The organism is Thermococcus indicus (assembly GCF_006274605.1).
GTDB lineage: Archaea > Methanobacteriota_B > Thermococci > Thermococcales > Thermococcaceae > Thermococcus > Thermococcus indicus.
Map to the genome: position 1 here is coordinate 868348 of NZ_CP040846.1, position 14233 is coordinate 882580.

Sequence of the window (14233 nt, forward strand, 5' to 3'; positions counted from 1 at the left end):
GGCGGAAAATAAGGTGCCTTTTTGTGATATTGCAGATTCTGAAGTGGGTTTCTACTCAACTGTTCTTTTGGGAGTGTTTCACTCTTCAAACGGCGTCCAAAGGACGCCAATAATAAAGTTGGAACTGTTTGAGGGTCTGTATTTAGTGTTAAACCCTTCTAAAGCTGCTTTTGAGTAGTGCACGACTGATTTTTGTCCCTTTGGATGAGAAAGAATTCTTTGGTCAAACTTTGCTTTGCAAAGTTTGCTCGCCTGCGCGACGTCGGGCTCTGCTCTGGTGTGAACTGAGATGATAAGGTTTATAAGACAACGTCCCAACCCAACGTGAGGCGAGACCGGTGGGGCGGGAGATAACCGAGGAAAAGCTCCAGAAGTACTTTAGAATCACCGAAGAGGCTTTAAAAACCCTTGAAATAGCCGTCCACGAGAAGAGCCTTCTTAGGGGCGTCGCGGAGGATTTTCTGACGATGGCGAGGAGCTATTTCAACGACGCCAGGTACTACTACGAGAGGGGCGACTACGTGACGGCTTTCGCGGCACTCAACTACGCGCATGGTTTTATCGACGCCGGCGTGAGGCTTGGCGTTTTCAGGGGAGAGGATGACAGACTTTTTGCCTTCGGCTGAGGTGAGAGCCATGGGAGACTACGTCGTCGTTTTGGAGGCACCCATAATCGTGAGGGACGTCGAGACCAGCGAGGACGCGATAAACGTTGCGGTTTCCAAGGTCGCCAAGGCGCTCAATAAGGAGAAGCTTGATTTCGTGAGGGTTGAAATAGGCTACTCCCAGTGCCCCGTCTGCGGGGCCCACTTTGAGAGTGCCTTCGTCATTGGCTCGGTGGGTCTCGTGGGGATGTACCTCACGATTAAGGTGTACAACGCCCAGACCATCGAGCACGCCGAGAGGATAGCCAAGGCCGTCATCGGCAAGGCCCTCAAGAAGGTTCCCCTCAAGGTCTATGAGATAAGGGAGCTGACCGAGGAGGACGAGGGGGACGGCGTGGAGCTTGGGGAGTGATCAGGTTTCTCCCTCAATTTCCTCTTCTGGAATCGTCTCCACGTACACCCACAGTGCGCCCAGGCTGTTTATCACGTACCTCACCGCCCCGAGGGGGAGCAGGATGAGCAGCGTCAGCGCCCCCATGTAGTATTCGTACTGGAGAACCAGAAAGACGTCCACAATCGAGAGGCCCAGCCCCAGGGTGAAGTAACCGCCGGGGTTGGCCCTGGCGACGCGCCATATCTCCCCCACGACCCCCACGTTCCCCGTGAAGTAGTACGCCGGGACGACGAGCGCGAAGGTAGGTGTGGCCAGTATCCCGGCTACGAAGGAGCCGAATGGGCCGAAGATCGCTATGGGAATCGCCAGTAGAACCAGTGCAATTAGAACGACCACGAACGTCAGGAGTTCCGCGGCAACCAGGGCAGGCAAAGCTTTCAATCCAGCCTTTATGGATTCTAGGGCCCTCTTCTCCTCTCTAGCCAGCTCCACAGCTGCGTCCACGAGAGCGTAGCCAAAGGACAGATTTGTCAGGAACGCCCACACTGCAAAGATGACCATCAGGGGGAGTTTTTCCCTCATCTCGCTCGATGCACGGAGGTACTCCCAGTACGTGTCCCTGTAGACGCTCATTCCGCAGCAGCTAACGGTCGGCTCGCTGGGGCGATAGTAGGTATCGTCGCATTTCATTCCATGGCTCCCGAAGAAGTCGGGGTTGGAGTTGAAAACCGAGTGACAGGTTATGGCGTCGTTCTCCTTTTCCATCAGCCTCAGTATCTCCTTTACCCTCCCGTAGCTCTCCATGAACCCGCTCATCAGAGGGAACGGGAGGGCGTAGGTTACGAGCAGGGCCACGATGAGCAGACCCACGAACTTCTTACTTCTGAGCGTCTTGTCGACTTCTATACTGGGAGTCTCCATATTACATCATGTGGTGGTGTGAAGATGGGTCTATTTAAGCCTTTTCATTCCAGCCTCGACAAAGCTTTTAAGCACCCACCAATCAACCAACGACATAACCCCTGGAGGTTTTGCCATGGCAAAGTTCATATTCGTCACGGGTGGTGTTGTTAGCGGTCTTGGGAAGGGTATAACCAGCGCCTCACTGGGAATGCTGATGAAGGCGAGGGGATTCAGGACGACTAACATCAAAATCGACCCTTACCTTAACTACGACGCCGGAACGATGAACCCCTACCAGCACGGCGAGGTCTTCGTCCTCGACGACGGCGGCGAGGTTGACCTCGACCTCGGCAACTACGAGCGCTTCCTCGACACCAGCCTGAGCTTTGACCACAACATAACGACGGGCAAAGTTTACTCCGCCGTCATCGAGAAGGAGAGGAAAGGAGAATATCTCGGTGCGACGGTCCAGGTCATACCCCATATCACCAACGAGATAAAGGACCGCATCAGGCGGCTCGCCAGGGACTACGACGTTGTCGTGGTGGAGATAGGCGGAACCGTCGGCGACATCGAGAGCATGCCCTTCCTCGAGGCGGCGAGGCAGATGCAGATCGAGGAGGGCAGGGAGAACGTTGCCTTCGTCCACGTCACCTACGTGCCGAAGCTCAGGGTTGTTGGAGAGCAGAAGACAAAGCCGACCCAGCACAGCGTCAAGGAGCTTAGGAGCCTTGGAATCCAGCCCGATGCGATAGTGGCCCGCTCGGAGGACCCGCTCGAAGAAAGCGCGAGAATGAAGATAAGCCTCTTCACCAACGTCCCCGACGAGGCCGTGATAAGTGCCTACGACGTTGAGGACACCTACGAGGTACCGTTGATGCTCGAAAAGGAGGGGCTGGCCCGGTACATCACCAAGCGGCTCGGTCTGCCCGAGAGGGAGCCGGAACTCGATGCCTGGAGGGCCATGGTTGAGAGGTACAAATCCCTCACCGACACGGTTGAGATAGCCGTCGTTGGCAAGTACGTCAAGCTCTCGGACTCCTACCTGAGCATCAAGGAGGCCCTGAAGCACTCCAGCGTTGCCAACGGCGTCAAGGTCAGGATACGCTGGATAGAAGCGGAGGAGCTTGAAAAGCACGGTGTCAAGCTTTTGGAGGGGGTCGATGGGATAATCGTTCCTGGTGGCTTCGGTGCCCGTGGAACCGAGGGCAAAATGATGGCGGCGCGCTACGCGAGGGAGAACGACATTCCGTTCCTCGGGATTTGCTTCGGCTTCCAGCTCACCGTCGTTGAGTTCGCCAGGAACGTCCTCGGCCTGAAAGGCGCCCACTCCACCGAGATAGACCCGCAGACACCCCATCCCGTTGTTGACCTCATGCCGGAGCAGAGGGACCTGGACAGGCTTGGAGGTACGATGAGGCTCGGAGCTTACCCCGTCCACATAAAACCCAACACCATGGCCAGGGCCCTTTACGGGAAGGAGATAGTTTACGAGCGTCACAGGCACCGCTGGGAGGTCAATCCGGACTACATAGAGAAGTTCGAGAAGGCGGGCCTGGTCTTCAGCGGGGTGGCCGGGGACGACGGCAGGAGGATGGAGATACTCGAGCTCCCGGACAGGAGGTACTTCATAGCCACGCAGTTCCACCCCGAGTTCAAGTCGCGGCCGATGAACCCCGCGCCAGTGTTCCGCGGGCTCGTCAAGGCCGCAAAAGAGAGGAAATACTGGGGTTAAATCTCAATTCCAAGCTCCATGAGCTCTTCATCGACTTTTTTCAGTTCTTCCATCTTCTGAATCTCCCTGTAGAACGCAACCCCTCCGACGCACAGGAACTCCATGAGGAGGGCGTTGAAGGGGGCCTGGAGGAACTGCGAGACGTAGCCGGCAATCCCCGCCGGAAGGAGAACCTCAGCGGCAAAGCCCAGGGGCCCCGTGACCATCGTTATCGCTATCACGCCCACCCAGAGGAGCACGCCGAACGCGAGGCTGGAGAGGACGTTTCCAAAGACCATCCCAAATGCCTCAAAGGCCGCACCTATCCTTCCCTTATCTGCATAGAGGGGTATTGCTATGGCCGTAAGGCTGGTTGTGATGGCCAGCACGGCCAGGAGAAGCAAGACCCCGATCAGTATCAGCACCGCGCCCCAGGGGAGGAACAGCGCCCCCAGAACCGCCGGCAGGAGAGCGACCGCGGCGAGCGAGAGGGACACGGCCATGAAGATCAGCTCTATGACAACGACGCCCGGCAGATGCTTGAGGCCATCGACTAAGAGTTCACCGATGCCGTATTCCTCCCCCGACTCGTGGAGGAGAACCCCCTTCGTGATGGCGTACTGGACTATCGAACCGAGGACGACGCTGATGGCTGTGAGCACCGCGAAGGCCTTGCCGAGCTGGGCGAGGTAGTCCAGGAACTCCTCCCCCACGTCTCCCCCGTACTGTTCCATGATGACGTCTCCGCTCGTGGTCTGGTTCGGCGTGATTTCAAAGGACGGTTCGCCTGGGAGCAGGTACGCCGCTACCGGTGCCAGTAGGAGTGCGAAGATCAACGCCGGGATGTAGAGTCTCTTTGCTTCCATCATGAGCGAGAAGGTCCTTACAAACGCATCTATCGCGCCCATTCCACCACCCGCTGGAGTAATGGGGGAGGGGCCTTTTAAATTTTTTGAGCCGGCGAGCCAGAAAAGCTTATAAACGAACCTCCGAAAGTGGCGATAGGTTGTAAACGAGAATATCAATCTCATGAGGTGAGAAGAATGGCTATCTGGCAGGGAAGATCACTCAAGAAGCCTTCGGGCGGAAGGATTATCCTCGCTAGGAAGAAGAGGAAGAGGGAGCTCGGAAGGGAGCCTGCTTTCACCAAGGTCGGCGAGGACAGGGAAAAGAAGAAGATAATCAGGACCTACGGCGGAAACAGGAAGGTCAGGCTCATCGAGGCCCTCTACGCCAACGTCTTCGACGGCGGAAAGGGCAAGAAGGTCAAGATACTCAACGTCGTCGAGAACCCGGCCAACAGGCAGTACGTCAGGAGAAACATAATCACCAAGGGCGCTATCGTCGAGACCGAGGCCGGCAGGGCCATAGTCACCAGCAGGCCCGGCCAGGACGGCGTCGTCAACGCGGTTCTCATCAAGGAGGAGAGCGCCTGAATTCTTTTCTCCTTTTAGTGTTATCGTTAAGTACCGTCAACCTGAAAACTTTACGCTACCGTTAACTTTTCTGGCTTTACGATGGTTAACGATGAACCATCTCGTACCTCCTCTGCGCACCTCTGCCTATGGCTCTTGCAAGGCCCAGGGCTTCGAGCTTTTCAAGCCTCTTTAACACGGCGGGCTTTGAGAGGCCAACGTACTCCGCTATCTCTCCGCTCCTCCTCGGGACTGTCAGGAACTCAAGGATTTTCCTGTCAGTATCATCCAAAAGCTCGCCGGTTTTCTTCTTGAAGACCACTTCAAAGCGGTTCGCACTGTTCTTAAACTCTACTTCCACGAGGCCGTGCTTCTTGCACTCCTCACGGATCAGTCTCAGACCGTAGCCGTACTTTTCGATGTAGCCCGCATCGTACATAAGTCCGCAGAGGTTCGGGTTCCTCGGCACGTGTTCGGGGTCTTCGAGATCCACTCCAGGCATCAGGCCCCCGGGGTTTCTTATTACAAGCCTATCGGGATGAATGAAAATCCTGACGTCCGCGGGGATTGCGTAGTTCCTGTGGGCGAAGGCGTTTATTATCGCCTCCCTAACGGCCCTTATGGGATACTCGGGCAGTTTGGTTCTCTTCGTTCCCATCACCACTTCTATCGTGCTGAACTGGGAAAGGAGCTCCGCGTACATCTCATCTATAACCTTCCATACCGGCCCCCTGAATTCCTTGCTCCACAGGGGTCTCTCTCCGTCCATTCTGACGATCCTGCCACCCGCGTGCGGTATGAACTCCTCGACATCGGTGAAAAACAGTACCCCTGCATTCGTCAGCTTGTTCCCTTTAATCGCCTTTGCACTCCTACGGTAACGGTTCCAGTCTTCCTTCGGGATACGTCTGCCTCGCGCTCTCTCCACCGCCGAGAAAAACCACTCAACGTATTCTTCCTTCATCTCCGACAGCTCTGCCGCCGGGAACTCATCCCAGGTAACCGCCCCCAGCTCGGCTGAAAGCATGAGAATCTCCTGGATTGAAAGGGGCCTTATCCCGGGGCCTATCCTGATGTAGGCAACTCCACCTATGGAGCAGAGGTTCCGGGACTTTGGAACCTCTATGACAAGAACGTTTCTGCCACCAAGCTCAAGCACGTGGGTTTTTACCTGCAGAGGAGGGGTGACGTTCTGGAGTGAGGAGGATATCGTTTCCCTGGCCTTTTTGATGTCACATCCCAAAACATTGCCCTCGTCGCTCACACCTATCAGAATGTAGCCTCCGTCGGCGTTTGCCATGGCGCATATCTCTCTGGCGATTTCAGGCGTTGCCCTGCGTTTGAACTCTATCCTCTCATTCTCTCCCTGGCGAATGAGTGCCAGAAGTTCGTTCACGTCCCTGATTACCGTTAAGTACCGTCAACCCTGAAAACTTTACGCTGCCGTTAACTTTTCTGGCTTTACGGTAGTTAACGGTATAAAAGAAGCGCGGTCAGAGCTCCAGCTCGTCCCTGTACTTCCTCAGCTCCCTCTCCATTATCCTCCTAGCCTGCTCCTCGACCATCGGTTTAACGAGCTCTATAACGCGCTCCTTCAGCTCGTCGAGTCCCTCACCGTTGAGCGCCGAGATTCTGAGGGGTTCGAGGCCTTTGGCCCTGACGAACTCCTCGACGGCCTTGATTTTCTCCTCATCGGCTATGTCCACCTTGTTGAGGACGACGATGAAGGGGAACTCCCCGAACTCGGCGTAGATTTCCTCGAACAGATGGGTCTGCTCTTCAATTGGATAACCGCAGTACTCGCTGGGGTCGAAGATGTAGACGATGACCTTTCCGAGGTGCTTTAAAGCGAGGATGGCCTGCCTCTCGACCTCGTTCCTCTCGCTCAGGGGTCTATCAAGCAGCCCGGGAGTGTCTATGACCTGGTATTTCAGGTAGTGCTCCTCGAACTGGCCAACGTTTATGCCCTTCGTTGTGAAGGGGTAGCTGGCGACCTCGGGTCTGGCGTTCGTCAGAACCCTGAGGAGCGTGCTCTTGCCGACGTTGGGATGGCCGGCTATCACGACCGTCGGAAGGTTGAGATCAACGACCGGGAGGTCTTTGAGGACGTTTCTGGCCTGGTTGAGGTACTCGAGGTCATCTGCTATATCCCTGATGACGTCGGCGACGCGGCCGTAGAACTGCCTTCGGAGCCTTGACATCTCGTCCGGGTCGCGCGAGTATCGTATCTTCTCGACGTAGCGCTGTTCGAGGTTTCTAATGGTTTTTATGGCCCAGTTCACGTGGGCCAGGGAGCGGTGGAACTGGTCGCGGTCAACGAGCGTATCGACCAGCTCCCTGTAGAACGGGGGAAGTTCTGAAACCCCCGGTGTCCTGTCCAGCAGTTTCCTCAGGTTGTCGCGGATGACGTTGGAGATCGTTCTGATTCTCAGCTCCTCCCTCTGCCTGGCCTTGGCCCTGGGGCCGCCCTTGGGGGTGAGGGCCGAGGCCGCCTTCTCCGCCCTCCTGAAGGCCTTGTCAATAATCTCGTCAGCGGTAAGCACCGTCGGCATCTTTTCAAAGGGGTTCTTCATCTCTCTCACCTCTCCTCTTCTCTTTTCTCTCGCGGTGCTTAGCTTTTCGGCCGGGTATTTAAAGGTTCGCTAAAGTTCGATGACCCTGCCGACGTGGAGGGGTTCAATCCTCTCGCCCAGCCCCGCCTTCAGGAATGCATACTCGTCCAGCCCCGTGCAGTGGCCGGCGTAGAGCCTTTCGGCGTCGATTTCCTCGACGACTTCATTGAGAAGCTCTTTTTTGGCGCCCCTCAGGTGGAGTCCCCCTATCAACGCCCTGACCGGCTTCCCAAGAACGTCCTCCGCGTGCCACGCTATGTTCAGAACCCCGGAGTGACCGCAGCCGGTGACGACGGCGACCCCGTCTCCCAGGTCGATGATCAGAGTGATATCATCGGGGACCGGGTCTCTGATGAGGCGGCCGTTCTCCTCAACGTAGCCGACGGCCCTGTCCCACGTGCGCCGCGGTATTTCCCCGGAACTCCAGAGTCCCGGCGCAAACTCGAAGGGCTCTTCTTTCAGGATGAACTCGGCCCCGAGCCCCTCAAGCTCCCCCCTGTCAAAGGGGATCCCTATATCCCTCCTGTGGGGTTTCACTGCCACCCTGAGCCGGAAGATTCCCGGGTGGGCGATAACCCTCACCGGCTCCTCCCGCGCATTTAAAAACGCCTTCAGTCCGCCGGTATGGTCGTAGTGCCCGTGGGTTATAAAGACGAAGTCTATTTCCCCGGGATCGATTCCAAGCTCGGCCATGTTGCCGAGGAGCACCTCCCCGTCGGTTCCTGTGTCGATGAGCACCCTCCTGCCCCTGTGCTCCAGGAGGGCGGAGAATCCGTGCCCGCCCAGGAGGCCCTTCACGAACCCGGCATGGTTCTCGTAGATCACGGTCAGCCTCATCCGAATCCCTCGAAAAGTTTATGTTTTAGGCCGTTTAAATTCTTCTGTGGTTGCCATGATATCGCCCGTGGACTACGTTGCACCGCTGATTTCCGGGATGATAATCGCGCTTGGCTCCTGGCTCCCGGTCGGTCCGGAGGGTCACTCCTTCACGGCCCTTCTGGGGGTTATTGCACCCTCGTACGGGGATTATCTCGTCCCCTCATATCTGGGTGTGACGTTCGCTGTCCTCTTCTATTTCAGGGAGCTGATAGCGCTCGGCTCCCAAAATGCAATTAAGAGACGTCTTGATTCGGACACGATGTACTTAATCTACGCCTCCGCCTTCACCCTGGTGGTGGGGTACCCCGTCCTGAGGACGGTTTCCGACGCAGTGGGGCCCGGTGCCTCCGACCTGATAAACGCGATCGCAGGCCTCGGGATGATCCTGGTGGGTCTCCTGGCCGGTACGCGCGTTCGGGCACCCCTCGAAGGGATCGAAAGCAGCATCCGGGAGAAAAAGGATGAGGCCACCCTGGTGGATGCGGTGGTATCGGGACTGGCCCAGGGCGTCGCCCTAATAGGGGGGCTCTCGAGGAGCGGCTTTGTTCTCCTCGGTCTTGTGTGCACAGGGATGGACGTAAAGCGGGCCCTTGAGCTGAGCTTCCTGGTAGCCCCTGCATATCTGGTCCTGAAGCTCGCTTTCATGGGAGGATGGGATCCGGAGCTTCCCGTTGCGCTGCTCTTCACCGCGTTCCTGGCGGCGTTCGTGGTGAGCTTTGTGACGATGAAGCTCCTCCTCAAACTTGCCGGCGCGGTGGGGAGGCGGATGTTCCTCGTGTCCTTCGGTTTAATCGCAATCGTGGTCTACCTGATGGGGGTGGTCATGTGAAGGCTGTTGTTCTCGCCGCGGGAAAGGGTGAAAGGCTCAGGCCGCTGACGGATGACAGGCCCAAGGTCATACTCAAGGTGGCCAACAGACCTATAATCGGTTACGTCCTTGAGAACCTCGACCCTTTCGTGGATGAGTTCATCATCGTTGTTCGCTACGAGAAGGAGAAGCTGATCAAGGCCCTGGGAGATGAGTTCAACGGCAAGCCAATAACCTACGTCGAGCAGCTGCCCGGCGAGGGGACTGCCAAGGCAATAGAGTCCGCCCGGGAGCACGTCGGGGAAGAGGAGTTCATAGTGGCCAACGGCGACATTTACTTCGAGATCGAGGGTGTAAAGGATCTCATAGGGGCCTTCAGGAGGGAAAAGGCCGACGCGGCCATTCTGGTTAAAGAGTTCGATGACCTCAGTCACTTTGGCAAGATTGAGGTCGAGGGGAGCCTCGTTTCCGGTGTGAAGGAGAAACCCGGGAAGGTTTCGGGCTACGCCAACCTCGGCGTTTACATATTCAGGCCCGAGGTCTTTGAGTTCATCGGGAAAACCCCCGTGAGCAAGCGCGGTGAGTACGAGATAACGGACACCCTCAACCTCATGATAGGGGCGGGCAGAAGGGTGGCATATGCGGTTTACTCCGGCTACTGGAACGACATAGGCAGGCCCTGGAACCTCCTTGAGCTCAACGAATACCTCCTGAGGAATAAACTGCGGCACGAAATACGGGGTATAGTGGAGGAAGGGGCCACGATAGTCCCGCCGGTTGAAATTGGGGAGGGCACAGTCGTCCGGAGCGGGGCGTACATCGTGGGTCCGGTTAAGATAGGAAGGAACTCCAGAATTGGACCCAACTGCTTCATACGGCCCGCCACCAGCATAGGGGACGGCTGTCACGTGGGCAACGCGGTGGAGGTCAAGAACTCCATAATAATGGACAGCAGCAACGCACCCCACCTCAACTACGTCGGTGACTCGATAATCGGGGAGAACACCAACCTGGGTGCCGGGACGATAACCGCGAACCTCAGGCACGACAGGGGCAACGTGAAGGTTGAGGTTAAGGGCAAGCTCGAGGACAGCGGCAGGCACAAGCTCGGCGCGATAATCGGCCACAACGTCAAGGTGGGCATAAACGTCAGCATCTACCCTGGAAGGAAGATAGGGAGCAACTCTTTTATTGGTCCGGGTGTGATAGTTGATAGAAACGTGCCACCCGGGCACATTGTCACCGTGAAGCAGGAGAAAACGGTGATGATGAGATGAACGCTGAGTCATTGGTTCCCTACCTCAACTTTATTTCGAGGTGGGTTCTCTTCGCGGCCGTTTTTTATAAGGCCTACCGGACCCGGGAAAAAGGATGGGTCTTGCTAACGGCCGCGTTTTTCATAGATGCCCTCGACGTTGAGAGTTACATCCTTGAGCCGCTGGGAATTACGATGCATCCCGATGCCTACGCAATCGCCGCCAAGATTCCGAACTTCATCATAGCATTTCTGGTGGTTTGGGGGGCGGTTCATTTAAAACACGGGGAGAGCAAACTCAAGCATGTGGTTTACATCTCCCTGTTCGCGGTGGTCTCATACATATGGCTCCTCCTGCTGGCCACGGATATCCTAGACGATCCAACAACGCGGGCCATCCTTCCGTCCCTCGCATTCGGCGGTGCTCTCATCTACGTTGGTAACGTGCTGAGGAAATACGTTGTGTCACACCACTGGGTCGAGATGATGTTCCCGTGGGGGTTGATACTTCTCGGGGCGCTCAACCTGACATACCCCGTGACTAGGTTCATCAGCTGGTTCGCGCCTATCGGCTTCTTTATGGGTGCGGTGTTCAGGCTAATGGCCGCCATAGGGGCAACGAAATTTGTGTTCTACCCTCTGACTCCAGTGGTACCCTCCACCGACGTGAAAATACCTCCCGGGGCGTATCTCTTCCCAACACGGGAGGACGTGGTTCACAGATTCGGGACAGTGTGGGATAAACCGGGCGTCATACTCATAACCCGTGAGGACGTGGGGATGCTCAAAGAAAGCATCCACCCCAACACGCTGGTGTTCTGGATAACCCGCGCGAAGGAAGGTAAGCTGGAGGAGTCCCCGACAATCTACGCCATGGGTCCGACGAAGATAGATATCCTGACCGATCTCATAACCCGTGCCGTCGGTCAGGGCTACAGTCTGGTTTATATCGATGCCTTTGAGTATCTGATGCTTGAAAATGGATTCGAGAATACCGTTAAGTTCCTGCTTAACGTTAAGGACCGGGTAGTCAGCTCTGAGGGCACCATCATACTGGTCGCCAACCTTAATACCCTGGAACCGCGCCAGAGAAGGATACTTGAGAGGGAATTCAGTCACTGACTCCCCTTCCCATGGGGCACTCCCGGGAGAAAAGACGATGAAAAGCTGGAGTGAAATCACTCCAGTCCCAATTTTTCGATGAACCTCTTGTAGTAGCGGGTGTCGTGCTCCAGCTCGGCCTTCTGGAGCAGCTGCCTCTCGATGGCCCTCAGCGCGTCGTGAACGGCCTGTATGGCGCCCCAGGTTTCGCCGGTGGCTATGAAAACTCCCCTGTCAGTGACCACACGCATCCTGGCCTGGTAAAGGTGCACGCCGCGGAATTTCTCGTTGAAGCGCCTTATGTAGAGGTAGATTATGCCCTCCTGGCCCAGAAGGTCCTCGTAGCCGTCAACGAAGCGCCTGACGTCCTCTATGATGCGCTCCCTCGTGAAGTCGCTGAGTATCTCCGCATCACCGCCCAGCTGGAGGTAGAAGCGGGCCTCTTTCTCAACCATCCTCGATATCGGCAGGAGCAGGTCCTTTACAGTCAGGACACCCACAACCTTGTTGTTATCATCGACGATGACGAGGCCGTCGATGGCGTTCTCCATCATCGTTGCTACGGCCTCCTTGACTCTGGCTTCCGGCCTGGCGGTTATAACGCCCCTTATCATGACGTCGCGGAGCTGCATGCTGAACGGGGGAATCTTCTCACCGGCCACCTCACCGTACTGGGACTTGAAGCGGGGCTTGATGAACCTTATGATGAGGTCGTGGAGGGTTACGAGCCCTTCGAGCTTTCCAGCCTCGTTTACTATCGGAATCCTTGATATGGCGTGGTCGCGCATCGTTGCCAGGGCCTTGGCCACCGTGTCGTCCGGTTTCAGGGTTATGACGTCTTTGGTCATGAACTCCTCAGTTTTCTTCTTTCCAAACTCTCCCTCGGCGACCCTCTTGAGAAGCTCTATATCGCTTATAACACCTATGATTTCAGCCTTGCTCTCCCCAACCGGAAGGGAGCGGAGATCAACCTCCATCATGAGCTTGGCAGCCTTGCTGAGATCCTCATCCGGTTTGATGACCGGGGCGGGCTTGTAAACATCCTTAACCTTGGCCTTGGTGGGGTCCCACTTGAGGTGGGAGCGTATAATAAGGTCCTGCGTCAGGACTCCTTTGTACAGGTTTCCGTCGAAGACCAGAATAAGGTCGGGGTCTTCCTTCTCAAAAATTCCGATCGCCTCAGAAAGCGGGGCGGCGATGTCGATTTTCTGGAACCTGTCGGTCATAACTTCCTGCACAAGAATACCGACCATGCTGTCACCTCCTTCGTAATATACTAGGGCGCCGGTCAATTTAAACCTTTTCAACGGGATTTTAGTAACTCCAGCTTAATAAATTTTTCGCGGAAAGATTTATAAAACTCCACCATGAACTCTCAACCGCGCCGGGGTAGCCTAGCCTGGGAAGGCGCTGGACTCGAGATCCAGTGGGCTCTGCCCACCAGGGTTCAAATCCCTGCCCCGGCGCCACAACTGCCGAGCCCGATGGGGTCTTGATTCCCCTCTTCTCCAGTCTTACCATCTGCAACGTTCCCCCGGTACTGCGAATATGGAAATGAGACGCTGATTCGATGTCCTCGCAAGAAGGGGAGAGGGTAACCAGCCGCAAAATTGGGTGGAAAAGGCCTTAGGTCATGATGTAGGCCCCGTCCTTCTCCACGATGACCGTGTGCTCGAACTGGGCGACCGTACCGCCCCTGACCTCACGCAGTATCGGGTAGCTGTAAACGGCCCCGACCCTGTCGAGCTGGGCGAGGGCGAGCTTGAGCTGTCCCTCCGGCATGAAGTCCTGCAGCCAGCGGTAGGCGAAGGGAAGCGTTTTGTACTCCCTCTTGATGTGCATGAGGAGCCTCCTTGCCTGGGCCATCCTCACGGGTCTATCGCGCACGTACATGAAGATGAGCGCCGGCGGCACCTCTATGACCTGGCCGGCACCGGTGGTCGCGAAGGGCTCTATCGCTATGACGTCCCCCTCCTTGAGCTCGTAGCTATCGGTGGGGCGGTAAATGTTGGGTATGCTGATGCCGGCGTGGAGTTTGTAGCGCTCTATCTTGTGGCCGCTTAGATTGACTATCGGGTTGAACCCCTTCCCGCGTATGGTGTCCTCTATGGCCTTCCCCAGCTCGTTTATCTTGGTACCTGCCCTGATCGTGGAGATGGCGTTTTCGAGGGCCTCCCTGGCGGCCGCCATCAGCTCGTCCTCCTCCATCCCGACGCGGTAGGTTACGGCGGTGTCGGCTATGTAGCCATCGACATGAACGCCGAGGTCGAGCTTGAGGTAGTCGCCCTCCCTGAGGACGGTTTCGTCGCCCCTGTAGGGTGTGTAGTGGGCCGCAATCTCGTTTATTGAAAGGTTGCACGGGAACGCCGGTTTTCCGCCAAGCTCAACTATGCGCCTTTCAACGAACTCGGCGATATCATAGAGCTTTGCTCCCGGCTTTATGAGCTCGACAACTTCCTTCTTGACCTGTCTGGCTATCTCGCCGGCCTTTATCAGTGCCTCCCTTTCGTCCACTTTTTATCACCATAACTGGGGTGAGCACGTGCC

At 56.4% G+C, this 14233-nt stretch carries 14 protein-coding genes and 1 tRNA gene; 8 read left to right on the plus strand and 7 right to left on the minus strand.

Annotated features, from left to right (window positions below):
• Positions 1-338: 338 nt before the first annotated feature.
• Together FH039_RS04720 and FH039_RS04725 are read left to right on the plus strand one after the other, a co-directional pair.
• Positions 339-626 (plus strand): DUF357 domain-containing protein, encoded by a 288-nt coding sequence (locus FH039_RS04720; RefSeq protein ID WP_058939223.1) that lies wholly within the window; start codon positions 339-341, stop codon positions 624-626.
• Between the two features lie 10 nt (positions 627-636).
• Complete coding sequence (locus tag FH039_RS04725; protein ID WP_014012281.1) at positions 637-1017, plus strand: DUF555 domain-containing protein; 381 nt, start codon at positions 637-639, stop codon at positions 1015-1017.
• On the opposite strand, the gene FH039_RS04730 is transcribed toward FH039_RS04725, so the two are convergent.
• Positions 1018-1920 (minus strand): hypothetical protein, encoded by a 903-nt coding sequence (locus tag FH039_RS04730; RefSeq protein WP_139680397.1) that lies wholly within the window; start codon positions 1918-1920, stop codon positions 1018-1020.
• Between the two features lie 115 nt (positions 1921-2035).
• Here FH039_RS04730 and pyrG point away from each other — a divergent pair, with 115 nt between their 5' ends.
• On the plus strand, positions 2036-3637 hold the full coding sequence (gene pyrG, locus FH039_RS04735; RefSeq protein WP_139680398.1) for a glutamine hydrolyzing CTP synthase: 1602 nt from the start codon (positions 2036-2038) through the stop codon (positions 3635-3637).
• Here pyrG and FH039_RS04740 read toward each other — a convergent pair.
• The gene (locus FH039_RS04740) at positions 3634-4524 is read right to left on the minus strand and encodes a hypothetical protein (RefSeq protein ID WP_139680399.1); all 891 of its coding nucleotides are present in this window, start codon (positions 4522-4524) and stop codon (positions 3634-3636) included. The two genes, pyrG and FH039_RS04740, sit on opposite strands and share 4 nt — an antisense overlap.
• Positions 4525-4659: 135 nt before the next feature.
• Between FH039_RS04740 and FH039_RS04745 the strand changes: the two genes are divergently transcribed.
• Positions 4660-5052, plus strand: coding sequence for a 30S ribosomal protein S8e (locus FH039_RS04745; protein WP_014012277.1), 393 nt, complete (start codon positions 4660-4662; stop codon positions 5050-5052).
• Positions 5053-5137: 85 nt separating this feature from the next.
• Here FH039_RS04745 and FH039_RS04750 read toward each other — a convergent pair whose 3' ends face one another.
• The 3 genes from FH039_RS04750 to FH039_RS04760 all read right to left on the minus strand — a co-directional run bounded on the left by FH039_RS04750 (position 5138) and on the right by FH039_RS04760 (position 8480).
• On the minus strand, positions 5138-6427 hold the full coding sequence (locus tag FH039_RS04750; protein ID WP_240703282.1) for an AlbA family DNA-binding domain-containing protein: 1290 nt from the start codon (positions 6425-6427) through the stop codon (positions 5138-5140).
• A gap of 97 nt (positions 6428-6524) precedes the next feature.
• Complete coding sequence (locus tag FH039_RS04755) at positions 6525-7604, minus strand: NOG1 family protein (protein WP_139680401.1); 1080 nt, start codon at positions 7602-7604, stop codon at positions 6525-6527.
• Positions 7605-7673: 69 nt separating this feature from the next.
• Positions 7674-8480 carry an MBL fold metallo-hydrolase gene (locus FH039_RS04760; RefSeq protein WP_139680402.1) on the minus strand — a complete coding sequence of 269 codons (807 nt, stop codon included), beginning with the start codon at positions 8478-8480 and terminating at the stop codon, positions 7674-7676.
• Between the two features lie 55 nt (positions 8481-8535).
• Here FH039_RS04760 and FH039_RS04765 point away from each other — a divergent pair, with 55 nt between their 5' ends.
• From FH039_RS04765 to FH039_RS04775, 3 genes are read left to right on the plus strand one after another with little or no spacing between them, the layout of a single operon-like run.
• On the plus strand, positions 8536-9351 hold the full coding sequence (locus tag FH039_RS04765) for an undecaprenyl-diphosphate phosphatase (protein WP_139681650.1): 816 nt from the start codon (positions 8536-8538) through the stop codon (positions 9349-9351).
• The gene (glmU, locus tag FH039_RS04770; RefSeq protein WP_139680403.1) at positions 9348-10607 is read left to right on the plus strand and encodes a bifunctional sugar-1-phosphate nucleotidylyltransferase/acetyltransferase; all 1260 of its coding nucleotides are present in this window, start codon (positions 9348-9350) and stop codon (positions 10605-10607) included. Before FH039_RS04765 ends, glmU begins: the two co-directional genes overlap by 4 nt.
• Positions 10604-11707 (plus strand): DUF835 domain-containing protein, encoded by a 1104-nt coding sequence (locus FH039_RS04775; protein WP_139680404.1) that lies wholly within the window; start codon positions 10604-10606, stop codon positions 11705-11707. Before glmU ends, FH039_RS04775 begins: the two co-directional genes overlap by 4 nt.
• A 56-nt stretch (positions 11708-11763) precedes the next feature.
• Here the strand turns inward: FH039_RS04775 and FH039_RS04780 are convergent, their stop codons facing one another.
• Positions 11764-12939: a CBS domain-containing protein gene (locus FH039_RS04780; protein ID WP_139680405.1), complete on the minus strand. Its 1176-nt coding sequence runs from the start codon at positions 12937-12939 to the stop codon at positions 11764-11766.
• Between the two features lie 130 nt (positions 12940-13069).
• Between FH039_RS04780 and FH039_RS04785 the strand changes: the two genes are divergently transcribed.
• Positions 13070-13155, plus strand: a tRNA-Ser gene (locus FH039_RS04785).
• A 157-nt stretch (positions 13156-13312) separates the two neighbouring features.
• Here the strand turns inward: FH039_RS04785 and map are convergent.
• On the minus strand, positions 13313-14200 hold the full coding sequence (map, locus tag FH039_RS04790) for a type II methionyl aminopeptidase (protein WP_139680406.1): 888 nt from the start codon (positions 14198-14200) through the stop codon (positions 13313-13315).
• Positions 14201-14233: the final 33 nt, after the last annotated feature.

What these genes read in the sequence shown, in the direction of transcription:
- FH039_RS04725 (WP_014012281.1), top strand. Translation starts at nt 637, where the DNA reads ATGGGAGACTACGTCGTCGTTTTGGAGGCACCCATAATCGTGAGGGAC.
- FH039_RS04730 (WP_139680397.1), bottom strand. Translation starts at nt 1,920, where the DNA reads ATGGAGACTCCCAGTATAGAAGTCGACAAGACGCTCAGAAGTAAGAAG.
- pyrG (WP_139680398.1), top strand. Translation starts at nt 2,036, where the DNA reads ATGGCAAAGTTCATATTCGTCACGGGTGGTGTTGTTAGCGGTCTTGGG.
- FH039_RS04740 (WP_139680399.1), bottom strand. Translation starts at nt 4,524, where the DNA reads ATGGGCGCGATAGATGCGTTTGTAAGGACCTTCTCGCTCATGATGGAA.
- FH039_RS04745 (WP_014012277.1), top strand. Translation starts at nt 4,660, where the DNA reads ATGGCTATCTGGCAGGGAAGATCACTCAAGAAGCCTTCGGGCGGAAGG.
- FH039_RS04755 (WP_139680401.1), bottom strand. Translation starts at nt 7,604, where the DNA reads ATGAAGAACCCCTTTGAAAAGATGCCGACGGTGCTTACCGCTGACGAG.
- FH039_RS04760 (WP_139680402.1), bottom strand. Translation starts at nt 8,480, where the DNA reads ATGAGGCTGACCGTGATCTACGAGAACCATGCCGGGTTCGTGAAGGGC.
- FH039_RS04765 (WP_139681650.1), top strand. Translation starts at nt 8,536, where the DNA reads ATGATATCGCCCGTGGACTACGTTGCACCGCTGATTTCCGGGATGATA.
- FH039_RS04775 (WP_139680404.1), top strand. Translation starts at nt 10,604, where the DNA reads ATGAACGCTGAGTCATTGGTTCCCTACCTCAACTTTATTTCGAGGTGG.
- FH039_RS04780 (WP_139680405.1), bottom strand. Translation starts at nt 12,939, where the DNA reads ATGGTCGGTATTCTTGTGCAGGAAGTTATGACCGACAGGTTCCAGAAA.